The sequence below is a fragment of the Salmonella sp. SAL00653 genome, assembly GCF_046552515.1.
GTDB lineage: Bacteria > Pseudomonadota > Gammaproteobacteria > Enterobacterales > Enterobacteriaceae > Salmonella > Salmonella enterica.
In genome coordinates, this window is sequence record NZ_JBGDTY010000004.1 from 51087 (window position 1) to 65152 (window position 14066).

Sequence of the window (14066 nt, forward strand, 5' to 3'; positions counted from 1 at the left end):
GTCTGGCTGAACTATCTTTAGGACAGGCAAGGGAAGAAGTGAGGAAATAACACATGACTAAAGCAGGCAAAATAACCGCCGCCATCACAGGGACTTTCTTGTTGTTGATCGCCATAGTGATTTTGTTGATCGCAACATTTGACTGGAGCCGCCTCAAACCGACCATCAACCAGAAAGTCTCTACCGAATTGAACCGGCCTTTCGCTATTCGCGGCGATTTAGGCGTGGTGTGGGAACGCCAAAAACAGGAGACCGGCTGGCGAAGCTGGGTACCGTGGCCGCATGCTCACGCGGAAGACATCATTCTCGGCAATCCGCCGGATATTCCGGAAGTCACGATGGTGCATCTGCCACGCGTTGAGGCGACGCTTGCCCCACTGGCGCTCCTGACCAAAACCGTCTGGCTGCCGTGGATCAAACTGGTGAAACCCGACGCGCGTCTTATTCGTCTGTCCGAGAAAACCAATAACTGGACCTTTAACCTCACGCAAGACAAGAATACGGACCCCAATGCTAAACCTTCCGCCTGGTCCTTCCGGCTGGATAATATTCTCTTCGACCAGGGGCGAATCGCGATCGATGATAAGGTCAGTAAAGCGGATATCACTATTCTGGTCGATCCGTTAGGCAAACCGTTGCCGTTCAGCGAAGTGACGGGAACGAAAGGCAAAGCAGACAAATCCACCGTGGGCGACTATGTCTTCGGCCTGAAGGCGCAGGGGCGTTATAACGGGGAACCGTTGACCGGTACGGGGAAAATAGGCGGTATGCTGGCGCTACGCAGCGAAAGTACGCCTTTTCCTGTGCAGGCCGATTTCCGCTCTGGCAATACGCGGGTGGCTTTTAGCGGCGTGGTGAACGAGCCGATGAAAATGGGCGGCGTCGATCTGCGGCTTAAATTCTCTGGCGATTCACTGGGCGATTTATATGATTTAACCGGCGTGCTGCTGCCGGATACGCCGCCGTTTGAGACCGATGGGCGATTGGTAGCGAAAATTGACGCCGAAAAGTCATCAGTATTTGATTATCGCGGTTTTAACGGGCGCATTGGCGACAGTGATATCCACGGCTCCCTCACTTATACCACCGGTAAACCGCGCCCTAAACTGGAAGGCGATGTCGAATCACGCCAGTTACGCCTGGCCGATCTTGGGCCGCTGATTGGCGTGGATTCCGGGAAAGACGCTGAGCAGTCGAAACGGTCTGAACAGCGCAAAGGCGAGAAGAATGTTCAGCCGGCGGATAAAGTGTTGCCTTACGATCGCTTTGAAACCGACAAATGGGACGTTATGGACGCCGATGTCCGGTTTAAAGGCCGACGTATTGAACATGGCGGCAGTCTACCGATTAGCGATCTTTCGACCCATATCATCCTGAAAAACGCCGACTTACGTCTACAGCCGCTGAAGTTTGGTCTGGCAGGCGGCAGTATTGTCTCCAACATCCATCTGGAAGGGGATAAAAAGCCAATGCAGGGGCGGGCGGATATACAGGCGCGTCGGCTGAAGCTTAAAGAACTGATGCCGGATGTGGAGCTGATGCAGAAAACGCTGGGCGAGCTGAACGGCGATGCGGATATTCGCGGGACGGGCAACTCGGTCGCCGCGATGCTTGGCAACAGTAACGGCAATCTCAAATTATTGATGAATGATGGATTGATTAGCCGCAACCTGATGGAAATCGTGGGGCTGAACGTCGGCAACTATATTGTCGGGCAGATTTTTGGCGATGACGAAGTGCGGGTTAACTGCGCGGCGGCGAATCTCAATATTGCGAACGGCGTGGCGCGACCGCAAATTTTTGCTTTTGATACAGAAAATGCGTTGATTAACGTGACCGGTACGGCGAGCTTCGCCTCTGAACAGCTCGATTTAACCATTGATCCGGAAAGTAAGGGGATTCGTATTATTACGCTGCGATCGCCGCTGTACGTGCGCGGGACATTTAAAAATCCGCAGGCGGGCGTCAAGCCCGGCCCGCTGATTGCGCGCGGCGCGGTTGCGGCAGCGCTGGCGACGTTGGTAACGCCCGCCGCCGCGCTATTGGCGCTCATTTCGCCCTCTGAAGGCGAAGCCAATCAGTGCCGGACGATTTTAACGCAGATGAAGCAGTAACGTGAAACGTAGCGCCGGATGATGCCATCCGGCGCCCTATTACAACGCCTGATGACGCGTCTCATGGGTTAACAGCAGTGCAATCAGCGTCAGCGCCGCCATTGACGCCAGGTAAACCCCTACCGCCGCCAGCCCGTAGTGGCTTTGCAGCCATGCGGCAATATACGGCGCGACGGAAGCGCCCAGAATCGATGAGACATTGTAGGAAAACGATGCGCCGGTATAGCGCACTTCCGTCGGAAATAGCTCCGGCAGCAGCGCTCCCATTGGGCCGAAGGTCAGCCCCATCAGGCTCAGGCCTAACAACAGGAACACGAATACCAGCGCTGGATTGCCTGAACCCAGCAGCGGGGTAAAGGCGAACAACGCGAAGAGAATGATGAGCGTGGTAATGATGACCATGCTTTTCCGACGGCCAAATGCGTCCGCCAGCAGGCCGGCGATGGGCACCATCACGCCGAAACCAATCACCGCCATCATCAGCATCCACAGTATTTCATTGCGCGGCAAGCCAAGCCCCACCGGCGCGGCGGCCGTGCTGTAAGTCATGGAATAGACGGTCATGATATAGAACAGCGTGTAGGTCGCCAGCATGATAAACGTGCCGAGAACGGTTACGCGGACATGCTTCGTCAGCAACGTGCCCAGCGGTATTTTTACCTGTTTTTTCGCTGCGGCGACTTTCGCAAACACCGGCGTTTCATGCAGCGACACGCGCACATACAGGCCGATAATCACCAGCACCGCCGAGAAGATAAACGGCACGCGCCAGCCCCAGCTCATAAACTGTTCGTCGGTCAGCAGCCAGGAGAGCAACAGGAAGGTGCCATTGGCAAAAAAGAAGCCGATCGGCGCGCCCAACTGCGGGAAGGAGCCATACAGCGCGCGTTTGCGCGGCGGCGCATTCTCCGTCGCTAATAACGCTGCGCCGCCCCATTCGCCGCCCAGCCCCAGTCCCTGACCGAAACGCGCCAGCGCCAGCAGCAGCGGCGCGAAAATACCTATCGTCGCGTAGCCCGGTAACAGACCGATAATGACCGTGGAGATCCCCATCGTCAGCAGCGAAGCCACCAGCGTGACTTTGCGGCCTACCCGGTCGCCGAAGTGACCGAATAGCGCAGAGCCAATCGGACGCGCCACAAACGCGATAGCGAAGGTGGCGAGCGATTGTAGCGTTGCCGCAGTGGGATCGCCCTGGGGGAAGAAGATAAGGGGGAACACGATCACCGCTGCGGTGGCGTAAATATAGAAGTCGAAGAACTCAATCGCGGTGCCGATAAGCGAGGCAATAACGACTTTATTGCGTGAGTTTACCGGAACATGTTCCTGCTCATGGTCGAGTGTTGTGGCGGTTGCTTGCATACTATTTTCTTATTTTTAGCGAACGAATAGCCATATTACGCACAGCAAAAGTTATATTTCAATGTGTAACAAAAGCTAAAAATGGTCAAAAAAAGCGCAAAAAGGGGATAATGTTTAAGCCAGCCATTTTGCGTCTATGAAATGCTTCACATAATTTTAGAATTGGTGGATAAAACTGGTTTCTGGTTAAATAAAAGTTAATTACTGGATTTATATGCTGAAACAATGAGATGAGGCGGAAGGACGTGCCTGATTGTACCGCCGGGTACGCTTTGCTTGCCCGGCCTGGGACTACACGCCAGTAGGCCGAATGACGACGCCGTGCGTGCCATCCGGCAGCAAGCCGCAGACTAGCGTTGCGTTTTACCCGGCATTCGCGGGTCGTCCTTGTATTCGGCGGTGGCTATCCAGGCCGCGCAGAATAACGTCAGGCGGGCAAAAAAGTAGAAGAAGGCCATCAGACCGAGTACGGAGCCAAACGCCGCGCCGGAAGGCGATTTCACCAGTGACGGCAGCGTATAGGTCATAATGATTTTAATCACCTCAAAACCGATAGCGGCGATAAATGTCCCGCGAATCAACGCTTTTTTACGGGGACGATGGCGAGGCAGTCGCCAGAAAATCCAGAAAAAAAGTAGATAGTTGGCAAAAATAGAGATGGCCAGACCGATCAAATGCCAGGCCGGTTTTAACCATTCGATGCTGTCGAGATACAAGGCGGAGATGATCATCTGCTGGGCGGAACCGGCGATGGAAGTAATGGACAGCGTAATGATTAAAGCGATTAATAATCCAATCAGCGAGATAAAATCGCGCAGATATTTGAGCCAGATTTTCTCCTGATCCTGCGGCTTGCGCTCCCAGACGTCCCGTGACTGGGCGCGAATCGCTTCCCGCAGGTTGCCCATCCAGTTAACGCCGGAATAGAGCGCGATACCCAGTCCGACCAGCCCTACCGTGGTACGCTGTTGAACCGCCGTATTAATCGTATTTTTAAGCGTGGACGCCAGCGTAGGATCGCTCACATTCATCAATATCTTGCTGAAAATATCTTCCAGTAGATTAGGGTGCGAGGCGAGGATAAAACCTGCCGCGGCAAAGGACACCATCATTATCGGGATCATCGACAGAAACGAAAAGTAGGTGATAGCCGCGCCAAACTGATTACCCAGTCGATCGTTAAAACGTTCGGTCGCGCGAATGAGGTGGGCCACCATTGGTTGACGCTGAATTTTTTGCATCAGGGTGGTGACGGAATGCAACGCCTGATTTGCCTTTTCGTTTTTTTCCGGGGCGTCATGCGGCTGCGTTTCTATTTTTTGTATCGGGTCGTGCTCCAGTTCCTGAATAGGGCGTTTTACGTCATTTTCCTGCGTCATCAGGTCGGTAGTCCTTCATCATTAATAGAATATGTCAGTATAGCTTCTCCCCGGTGGATGCTGAAAATGCGGCTACTCTGCGGCCTCTTTAATGGTTTCAGTCAGCCATACCATAAACAGGTGTACCCGGTGGGAAAGATTACGGCGATGGGGATAATGCAGCGTCACCGGCAGTGGAGCGGCGCGATATTGCGGTAAAATTTCAATGAGCGTTCCAGCGCGTAACGCCTCCCGTACAGCAATGCGCGGCGTCTGAATGATCCCTAATCCTGCCAGACAGGCCGTATGCTAGGTCTCCGTACTGTTTACCGTTAGCATTCCGCCGGTTTTTACCCACTGCATACCGTGGGGAGTTTCGAAGGCAAAACCCGGTGAAGAGACTCCCGGGGTCAATGAATAATGCACCATCGCATGTGAGGCGAGGTCGTCAAGGTTTTCTGGATACCCAAAGCGCGCCAGGTATTGTGGGCTGGCGCAGTTCACTCTTCTCAGTTTGCCAAGCGGGCGCGTCAGTATCCCTGGCGCATGTAGCGGCTCTGTGCGTACCACGCAGTCGAAATCTTCCCGTAGTAAATCGACCTGTCGATCGCTACTACAAAGTTCCAGCGCAATGCCGGGATACTGATGCAAAAAAGTGGGCAGGCGCGGCATGATGAGGCTGTTTGCGAGACATGGCGGTATATCTACCCGTATTTTGCCACTGATACTGGCGGGATCAGGCTGGAAAAGACCTTCTAGTTCATCCAGGTTACTCAACAGATCTTTTGCCCGTTCGTAGTAAACCATACCGTCCTGAGTAAGCTGTACCCGCCGGGTGGTGCGGTGGAGCAGGCGGATGCCCAGTTGATGTTCTAACGCTTGTATTTGCCGTGAGACGCTGCCTTTGGGAAGGCCGATATCTTCTGCTGCACGGGAAAAACTTTCCCGTTCCGCCACGCGTACAAACAATTTCATTGCATATATTTTATCCATCATCAGGCTCTATTATTGTTTTTATTGAAACAGTGACGCTGAAGCGGCTGGTTTTATTGATTTTCTAGCATCTAATAAGCCCTTTCGCAATCATTGCTCGCGTGACGAATACGTCTGATCGCGTTGCGCGGCGGATTTATCGCCTTCCGGCCAGGCTTTTTAGCGCCAAAAAGCCGATAAACGGGACAAGGGCGGTAAAACACGCCGATAACAGCGGGTGTAGTGGGGCAGAGAAATGCATGTACATACACGGTATTGTCATTGACCCATCGTCGCGGTTTTCAGGCGGATTGGCTATTTTTTAACAAAATGTGCTACTTTATTTTTTGTAACACATCAGGCGAAAAGCAGATATTTCCTTTGTGACGCGCCAGGCGTACTCTTCATTAAATTAATATTCAAATTAGCCTTGTCTGTTTGTACTAATAAGATATTCCTTACTTTAAAACGCTAATTTTAGCGAATTCTGTAATCCCGATGTTGAAGCTGTAAATATTCATAACCTTTCCCTTCCTCAACCAATGACTATCGGTAAAATGGCCTATACCAAATGGCGACTTCTTATTTTACCCTACGGGTAATACCCTTCCTCATCTTGAGACTATTATCTTACCCAGGTGGAGAAAAGTAATGCAGGTAATCATGTTTGACAGGCAGTCAATATTTATTCATGGAATGAAAATCAGTTTGCAGCAGCACATTCCAGGAATAAGTATCCAGAGTGTCGGTCAGGCAGAAGAACTCTGGCAAAAAATAGAAAGCGCGCCGGATGCGCTGGTCATGCTGGATAGCGGCCTGGATGCTGAATTTTGCCGCGAGGTGTTACAAAGAATCGCGCAGCAATTTCCGGAGGTGAAGATTATTATCACGGCGATGGATGGCAGTCAAAAGTGGCTGCATGAAGTCATGCAATTTAACGTTCAGGCCGTGGTGCCACGCGATTCTGATGCCGAAACCTTTGTCCTTGCGCTCAATGCTGTCGCTCGCGGGATGATGTTTTTACCGGGGGATTGGTTAAATTCAACGGAGCTGGAGTCCCGTGATATAAAAGCGTTAAGCGCCCGCCAGCGGGAAATTTTACAGATGCTTGCCGCAGGAGAATCAAATAAACAAATTGGGCGGGCGTTAAATATTAGTACCGGGACGGTTAAAGCGCATCTGGAGTCGCTTTACCGGCGGCTGGATGTAAAAAATCGTACCCAGGCCGCCATGATGTTAAATGAATCGAATTAGCGACGTTAAATTCGCAGCCCGCTTATTTCTGGCTGTGAAATATCACTCGTATTGATTAATGATAAAAAACGCTGATGTCCGATGCTGAACATCAGCGCAATAAGCGTTTCGCGTTGAAACCGATCGTTAAGTTCCGGCAAACAATTCTGTAGCAGCATATCGCAGCTATTGAGGTCATCCAGCAAGAATGCCTCCGCCTGGTCGGGCGTAATGAACGTCAGCGTCTCATCCGGCGTCAACATATGCCCGTAACCAATCACCCAGTTACCCTGCCGATCGCGATACTTTTCCAGCGACAGACCCTGCCACTGTTTAATAAACGCGATGCAGGCGGAGCTAAAGCGAGATGAAATGTGCGGCATGGCATCTTTCTCATAAAAAGCGCGATTATAAAGTGTGCTGCACGCGTGGCTAGCGGTCAGACGGCCAAACGCAGGCAGGGAAAAGGTCTATGCCGTTCAGCGTCACGCCGCGTTGACAGAATGAAAAACTGATGTTTTTGGTTAGTAACCGATCTTCTTATAAATTTGCAATCATTAAGATTAAGTCACTGAAATGTGGCTGAATCTGTTATATCTATGAAAAAACATAATTAAAAGAAAACGAAGATCTCGTCGCGGGATCGTCTTTTTAGGGAAGATAATGACGAATAGCGCTTCGCAGGCGACACGTGCGCCTTTTGAACATAGCCTGGGGATTATCCGCCAGGCATCAATAGAAATCCTGTTGCTGCTGGGTATTCATACCACAGAGGGAAAAGAGCCCCGGTGGTTCATGGAACAACTTGAGCAGGCGCGTCTTAACCTGGGCGGTTGGGGCGCGGTGGCGAAAAAATTGCGGATAAATGACGCGCAGTTGAGCCAGTTTATGCTGCAACTGCGTCATCTTCAGCAGCATGTTCCCCAGTATGACAGCGGGCAAGAGGTGAGCGAAAATCAACTCCTTGCCGCGTTGCGTTTTGTCACCTCGCTGGAGCATCTACGTCAGCAGCAGCCGCTACTGACGTATCAAACTGAGCTGGAAGACCCCGACCAGGAGGCGCATCTTGAGGCGCAGCGTCAGCTTCGGGCGATAGAACTGACGTTAAAAGCGCTTATTGCGCGCGCATGGCCGGATCGGGCGTCCCTGAATCACTACCTCAAGCAACATTTTGGCCCGGACCGTTTGCGCCAGTGGTTAAAACAGGGAGAAGATCAACATGCGCTGGAAGGCATGTTGTTCAGCGAACTGGCGCTTATGGTGGTTGATAAAAAATTGTTTGCCCGTCATTACGTCAGAATTTTTAATGACGCCTCAGCGTTAACGCTGTTCGCCGAGTCGCGCACCACTCTGCGTATGTTTCTGGATGATTGTCGCCTCGCGCGAAACGAGGTTATCGCCAGGCAGCCGCTCACCTCAGCGCAGCTTATGCTGCTAAACGTTCAGTATCAGCAAATCGTTCGGCCCATCCAGCGCGCCTATGCCGAAAAACGTACCCGCGTGAATCCCGCTTCGTTTCTGCTGGCGGATGAACGTGAATTGCGCCAGTTCTGGGAAACCGCGCGGCTTAAAGATCGGCAGGCCGGGGGAGATAAGCATGAGATTAGCGAGAGCATAGAACCACCGCGTAAGCGGCCTCCGCGTACGCCTGAAGAGCGTGAGCAACTTATTTCCGGCGCTTTGTGGGGCGCGGTTGGCGTCATGACGCTGGCGATACTGGCGGGCGCGTTCTGGCTATTTAGTTCGCCGTCGCCAGGCTCCGATAACGGGCAAGCTCCCGCAATGGCGCAGGATGAACCGCCGCGCGAGGCGCCTTCCGCGCGGGAAACGCTCAATCATATGGGGATTACCTGGGATGCGTTTACCATGCGGGCGGCGATAGAGCGCAATGATACGCGGGTGACGGCGCTGTTCCTCCAGGGCGGAATGAACTGGCAGCTCGCGTGGACGGAGCAGGCGTTTGCGGCAGGACATACCGAGGTGCTGCAACTGTTGTTGCGTTATCCCGCGCTGATGGATGAGGTCAAACCCTGCCGACGATTTATCACAACGTTAAGTCATGACATGTCGAGCGGCGCGCCGCTGACCGCGATGCATAAAATCTATTTGCAAACGTTTTGCACCGTTCCGGCTGTTGTGACGCGCCAGCAGCACGATACGGAGCAGGCCCGATTGCGCGCTCAGGCCCGGCCCAGCGCAGACAATAAAAAATGGCTGAAAATTCAGTCAGCCATTTATGATGCGATTCACTGAGGCCGGAGCAGGTTAAGGCTCTCCGTAAAGGCCAATCAGGCGGCGCACCACGCCATTGGTCCAGCCGAACCCATCCTGTAGCGGATACTCGCCCCCGCCGCCTTCGCGGGGCGTACCGCCGGAAATATGGTATTTCTCGATCAGTTTATGGTGTTCCTGATAAAAATGGTTCACCGTTTTTAACCAGTTATGGGCGATTTCATCGCCCAGCATATCGTCGCCATACCGTTTGAAGCCCTGAATCGCCATCCATTGCAGCGGTGCCCAGCCGTTCGGTTTATCCCACTGTTCGCCGGTTTCGTATTCGGTCGCCATAATCCCGCCGGGCGTTAACAGACGGCTGCGTACCACATTTGCCAGACGGTCGGCCTGCTCGTGGTTCGCCATACCGACATACAGCGGCACGATACTGGCGGCGGAAAAGAGCGCCATTTCTTCGCGTCGCCAGTCATAGTCCCGATAACAGCCGTTTTCATCATCCCACAGATAATGGTTCACGGCGGCGCGTCGATCGCTGGCTTTCTGGCGAAATAGTGCCTCGGTGTCACGTTCGCCTTTCAGTGCTGAAATATTGGCGATAGCGCTCTCCAGTTTATACAGAAAAGCGTTCAAATCGATAGGGATAAACTGGGTCGTACGTATGCTGGCAAGCCGGCCCGCATCGCGTAGCCAGCGTGAAGAATAGTCCCAGCCGGACGCCGCCCCGGCGCGCAAATCCCGGTAGACTTCATTGGGCGGACGACCGGAATGTTTTGCGGTTTCGACATCTTCCAGCCAGGACTCGTCGCGCGGCGTGTCGCGATCGTCCCAGTAGCGGTTCAGCAGGGAACCGTCCGGCATCCGCACAACGTGGCGATAAGCCTGGTTGAGCGCCAGCGATTCGGCGCCGTCCATCCAGAAGGCGTATTCCATTTTGAGATGGTCGAGATAACGCCGCGCGCCGCGTACGCCATCTTCTTCGAACAGTTCAACCATCAGGGCGAAAACCGGCGGCTGCGAGCGGCTCAGGTAATAGGTGCGGTTGCCGTTGGGAATATGGCCATAGTTTTCAATCATCCAGGCGAAATTATCCGCCATACATTTAAGTAAGTCTTCGCGCCCGCTTTCCGCCAGACCCAGCATGGTAAAATAAGAGTCCCAATAATAGGTTTCGCTAAAACGGCCTCCCGGCACGATATAGGATTGCGGCAGCGCCAGCAGCGAAGACCACGGAATATGATCCTGCGGTTCGCGCGTCAGTATCGGCCAAAGCTGGTCAATATGTTCTTTGAGCGAGTTTTCGGGGTTAGAGACATACTCGCTGGATAAGGTTTCCGGTAGCCAGAAATGGTTCTCGACGAAGCGGCGTAAGTCAAAATCACGGTGGCGTCTGACCTTACGGTAGCGGATCAGGATATCAAGCGGGTCCATCTTCGGCGCGCAGTCCGGGAACGTTTTACTGTCTGGAAACAGTTTTGTTGACTGTACATGCTCGAACAGTTCGAGATACCGATCGGCAGGGGTCAGGGCGTCAGAGGCGGGAAGCCCCTCGATCATCTCCGGCTCCGGTTCCGCCTCGATCATTTCATCCAGCTTTAACTCGCACGGGTCTGTTTCATAAAGCAGATCGACATCAATAGTCAGATCTTCAGAAGGCGTGGGGTTTAATTTCTGGTTGAGCATAATGACAAGGACCTCCGGCTTGCGTCGTAAAAGATACGGGTGTTGCCCGGCTGTCTATTAAGCGTAGACATTCGCTTCGATACCTGAGTGGCAAAGTGTGCTGTGGATCACATTTTGCAATTTACCTCTCAAGAAAAACAATTTATAACTTACTGAATAGTATTGCGAAAACCCTATTTTCATGACGCCCGCCCCAGACCTAAAATCAGAACATTCGTTTCATAGCGGTATCACTACGTCACCGCATGGCGTGGATTCACAAACAAAGGTAACGTAAATAGTTATAATACAAGCTATGGCACCATGATAATACAAATGGATACAAATGATCGAGCAACCCGACAGTAAAAGCGCCAAACCGCTTTATAAGCAGCTTGAAGACGCCTTAAAAGAGGCTATTGCGCGTGGAGAGTATAAACCAGGCCAGCAGATCCCGACGGAAAATGAACTGAGCGTGCGCTGGCAGGTGAGCAGGGTCACGGTCCGTAAGGCGCTGGATGCGCTGACGCGTGAAAATTTGCTGACCCGTGTCTCCGGCAAAGGCACCTTTGTTTCTGGTGAGAAATTTCAGCGTAGCATGACCGGCATCATGAGTTTCAGCGAGTTATGCCAGTCCCAGGGACGTCGCCCGGGGTCACGCACCATCAAATCCGTTTTTGAATCGGTAGACGATGAGACAAAAGCGTTACTGAATATGAACGATGGCGAAAAAGCGGTCGTCATTGAACGTATCCGCTATGCCGACGATGTGGCGGTATCGCTGGAAACCGTACATCTTCCCCCACGTTTTGCGTTTTTGCTGGACGAAGATCTTAATAATCACTCTTTGTATGAATGCTTACGCGAGAAATACCATTTATGGTTTACCCACTCCCGTAAGATGATCGAACTGGTTTATGCCAGCTTTGAAGTCGCCCATTATCTTGGCGTCAACGAGGGTTATCCGCTGATCCTGACAAAAAGTGAAATGATTGATAACAAAGGAGAACTCTCCTGCGTTTCGCAACAGTTGATTGTCGGCGATAAAATACGGTTTACTGTATGATGTCAGCATTACGCTAACGAAGAGCAGGCTGAATCGGGATCCAGATCGCGGATCCCGATTTTTTTTGGTTTCCATCTTGATTAAATGTCTTTAAATGTCATATAAAAATAATAATACATTATGAGTCATTTATGGCGAATCCTCGCCTGTATCATTGATGGAACCAGAGGAAAGCATGATGGGTATGAAAGAGACAGTTAGCAATATTGTGACCAGCCAGGCAGAGAAAGGAGGCGTTAAATACGTCTATTACGTGGCGTGCGGCGGTTCTTATGCGGCGTTCTATCCGGCGAAAGCATTTTTAGAAAAAGAAGCGAAAGCGTTGACTGTCGGTCTGTATAACAGCGGAGAATTTATTAACAACCCGCCGGTAGCGCTGGGAGAAAATGCCGTTGTGGTTGTCGCCTCCCACAAAGGTAATACGCCAGAGACAATTAAAGCGGCTGAAATCGCCCGTCAGCACGGCGCGCCGGTCATTGGTTTAACCTGGATAATGGATTCACCGTTGGTGGCGCATTGCGACTATGTGGAAACGTACACGTTTGGCGACGGTAAAGATATTGCCGGAGAGAAAACGATGAAAGGCCTGCTGAGTGCGGTCGAACTGCTCCAGCAGACGGAAGGGTATGCGCACTATGACGATTTTCAGGATGGCGTCAGCAAAATCAACCGTATCGTCTGGCGCGCTTGCGAGCAGGTTGCGGAACGCGCGCAGGCGTTCGCGCAGGAATATAAAGACGATAAAGTCATTTACACCGTCGCCAGCGGCGCGGGCTATGGCGCAGCCTACCTACAGAGCATCTGCATCTTTATGGAAATGCAATGGATACATTCCGCCTGTATTCATAGCGGTGAGTTTTTCCACGGGCCGTTTGAAATTACCGATGCGAATACGCCTTTCTTCTTCCAGTTTTCCGAGGGCAATACGCGGGCGGTGGATGAACGCGCGTTAAACTTCCTGAAAAAATATGGCCGCCGGATTGAAGTTGTCGATGCGAAAGAGCTGGGGCTATCGACCATTAAAACCACGGTTATTGATTACTTTAACCACTCTCTCTTTAATAACGTTTATCCCGTTTACAATCGGGCGTTAGCTGAGGCGCGTCAGCATCCGTTAACGACGCGCCGCTATATGTGGAAAGTGGAATATTAATTACATCAGGATGGATAAAAAAGCAGGGACGCTTTTTATTGTAAAGACAAACAAGGAATAATGATGAGCATCAGCGTATTGGGTATTGGCGACAACGTTGTCGATAAATACCTGCATTCCGGCATCATGTACCCCGGCGGTAATGCATTAAATTTTGCTGTCTATGCGAAATTAGCAGACATCCCCAGCGCGTTTATGGGGGCGTTTGGCAATGACGACGCCGCACAGCACGTACAGGATGTATTACACCAGCTACAGATAGACATCTCTCACAGCCGCCATTATACCGGCGAAAATGGGTATGCCTGTATCCGTCTCTCGCATGGCGATCGGCAATTTGTCGCCAGCAACAAAAACGGCGTATTGCGGGAACATCCTTTTAGTCTGTCTGACGACGATCTTCGCTATATATCACAATTTACCTTAGTCCATTCCAGTATTAACGGCCACCTGGAATCGGAACTGGAGAAAATTAAACAACAAACTGTCTTACTCTCTTTTGATTTTTCCGGGCGCGGTACAGACGACTATTTTGAAAAGGTATGCCCGTGGGTAGATTATGGATTTGTCTCCTGTAGCGGGTTATCGCCAGATGAAATCAAAATAAAACTCAATAAACTTTATCGTTATGGCTGTCGGCATATTATTGCCACCTGCGGGCATGAAAAAGTTTATTATTTTTCCGGCGCGGATTATCTGGAGTGGCAACCTGCTTATATCGAACCTGTCGATACGCTGGGCGCAGGCGACGCCTTCTTAACCGGTTTTTTGCTTTCCATTTTGCAATCGGGTATGGCGGAACCCGATAAAGAAAGCGTGTTACGCGCCATGCGGCAGGGCGGGAAATCGGCGGCGCAGGTGTTATCTCATTACGGCGCATTTGGTTTTGGTAAACCGTTTGCACAATAGGTTAC

Annotated in this window: 10 protein-coding genes and 1 pseudogene; 6 read left to right on the forward strand and 5 right to left on the reverse strand. The window is 51.7% G+C overall.

What is annotated here, in order from left to right; translation table 11 throughout:
• Positions 1–53 precede the first annotated feature (53 nt).
• Positions 54–2114: an AsmA family protein gene (locus tag ACLJRU_RS06665; protein ID WP_001541074.1), complete on the forward strand. Its 2061-nt coding sequence runs from the start codon at positions 54–56 to the stop codon at positions 2112–2114.
• Between the two features lie 39 nt (positions 2115–2153).
• Here the strand turns inward: ACLJRU_RS06665 and ACLJRU_RS06670 are convergent, their stop codons facing one another.
• The 3 genes and pseudogenes from ACLJRU_RS06670 to ACLJRU_RS06680 all read right to left on the reverse strand — a co-directional run bounded on the left by ACLJRU_RS06670 (position 2154) and on the right by ACLJRU_RS06680 (position 5827).
• Positions 2154–3476 carry an MFS transporter gene (locus ACLJRU_RS06670; RefSeq protein ID WP_001148983.1) on the reverse strand — a complete coding sequence of 441 codons (1323 nt, stop codon included), beginning with the start codon at positions 3474–3476 and terminating at the stop codon, positions 2154–2156.
• Positions 3477–3826: 350 nt separating this feature from the next.
• Positions 3827–4855, reverse strand: coding sequence for an inner membrane protein YhjD (gene yhjD / locus ACLJRU_RS06675; protein WP_000191231.1), 1029 nt, complete (start codon positions 4853–4855; stop codon positions 3827–3829).
• A 72-nt stretch (positions 4856–4927) separates the two neighbouring features.
• Positions 4928–5827: pseudogene (locus ACLJRU_RS06680) on the reverse strand (LysR family transcriptional regulator).
• A gap of 630 nt (positions 5828–6457) precedes the next feature.
• Between ACLJRU_RS06680 and ACLJRU_RS06685 the strand changes: the two are divergent.
• Positions 6458–7060 carry a response regulator transcription factor gene (locus tag ACLJRU_RS06685; RefSeq protein ID WP_001196081.1) on the forward strand — a complete coding sequence of 201 codons (603 nt, stop codon included), beginning with the start codon at positions 6458–6460 and terminating at the stop codon, positions 7058–7060.
• A gap of 5 nt (positions 7061–7065) precedes the next feature.
• Here the strand turns inward: ACLJRU_RS06685 and ACLJRU_RS06690 are convergent, their stop codons facing one another.
• A complete protein-coding gene (locus tag ACLJRU_RS06690; RefSeq protein ID WP_001541070.1) occupies positions 7066–7422 on the reverse strand; it encodes a glycoside hydrolase family protein in 357 nt (118 codons plus the stop codon).
• Between the two features lie 280 nt (positions 7423–7702).
• Between ACLJRU_RS06690 and ACLJRU_RS06695 the strand changes: the two genes are divergently transcribed.
• Positions 7703–9292: an STY4199 family HEPN domain-containing protein gene (locus ACLJRU_RS06695; protein ID WP_001541069.1), complete on the forward strand. Its 1590-nt coding sequence runs from the start codon at positions 7703–7705 to the stop codon at positions 9290–9292.
• Between the two features lie 12 nt (positions 9293–9304).
• On the opposite strand, the gene ACLJRU_RS06700 is transcribed toward ACLJRU_RS06695, so the two are convergent.
• Entirely contained in the window at positions 9305–10954 is a 1650-nt protein-coding gene (locus ACLJRU_RS06700) for an alpha,alpha-trehalase (protein ID WP_000934257.1), read from the reverse strand.
• A 325-nt stretch (positions 10955–11279) separates the two neighbouring features.
• On the opposite strand from ACLJRU_RS06700, the gene ACLJRU_RS06705 reads away from it, so the two are divergent.
• The 3 genes from ACLJRU_RS06705 to fraD all read left to right on the forward strand — a co-directional run bounded on the left by ACLJRU_RS06705 (position 11280) and on the right by fraD (position 14061).
• Positions 11280–11999, forward strand: a complete 720-nt coding sequence (locus ACLJRU_RS06705; protein WP_001541068.1) for a GntR family transcriptional regulator — start codon at positions 11280–11282, stop codon at positions 11997–11999.
• Positions 12000–12174: 175 nt separating this feature from the next.
• Positions 12175–13152, forward strand: coding sequence for a 6-phosphofructose-aspartate deglycase (gene fraB / locus ACLJRU_RS06710; RefSeq protein WP_077248466.1), 978 nt, complete (start codon positions 12175–12177; stop codon positions 13150–13152).
• Positions 13153–13215: 63 nt separating this feature from the next.
• Positions 13216–14061 carry a fructose-aspartate kinase gene (gene fraD / locus ACLJRU_RS06715; RefSeq protein ID WP_000028430.1) on the forward strand — a complete coding sequence of 282 codons (846 nt, stop codon included), beginning with the start codon at positions 13216–13218 and terminating at the stop codon, positions 14059–14061.
• Positions 14062–14066: the final 5 nt, after the last annotated feature.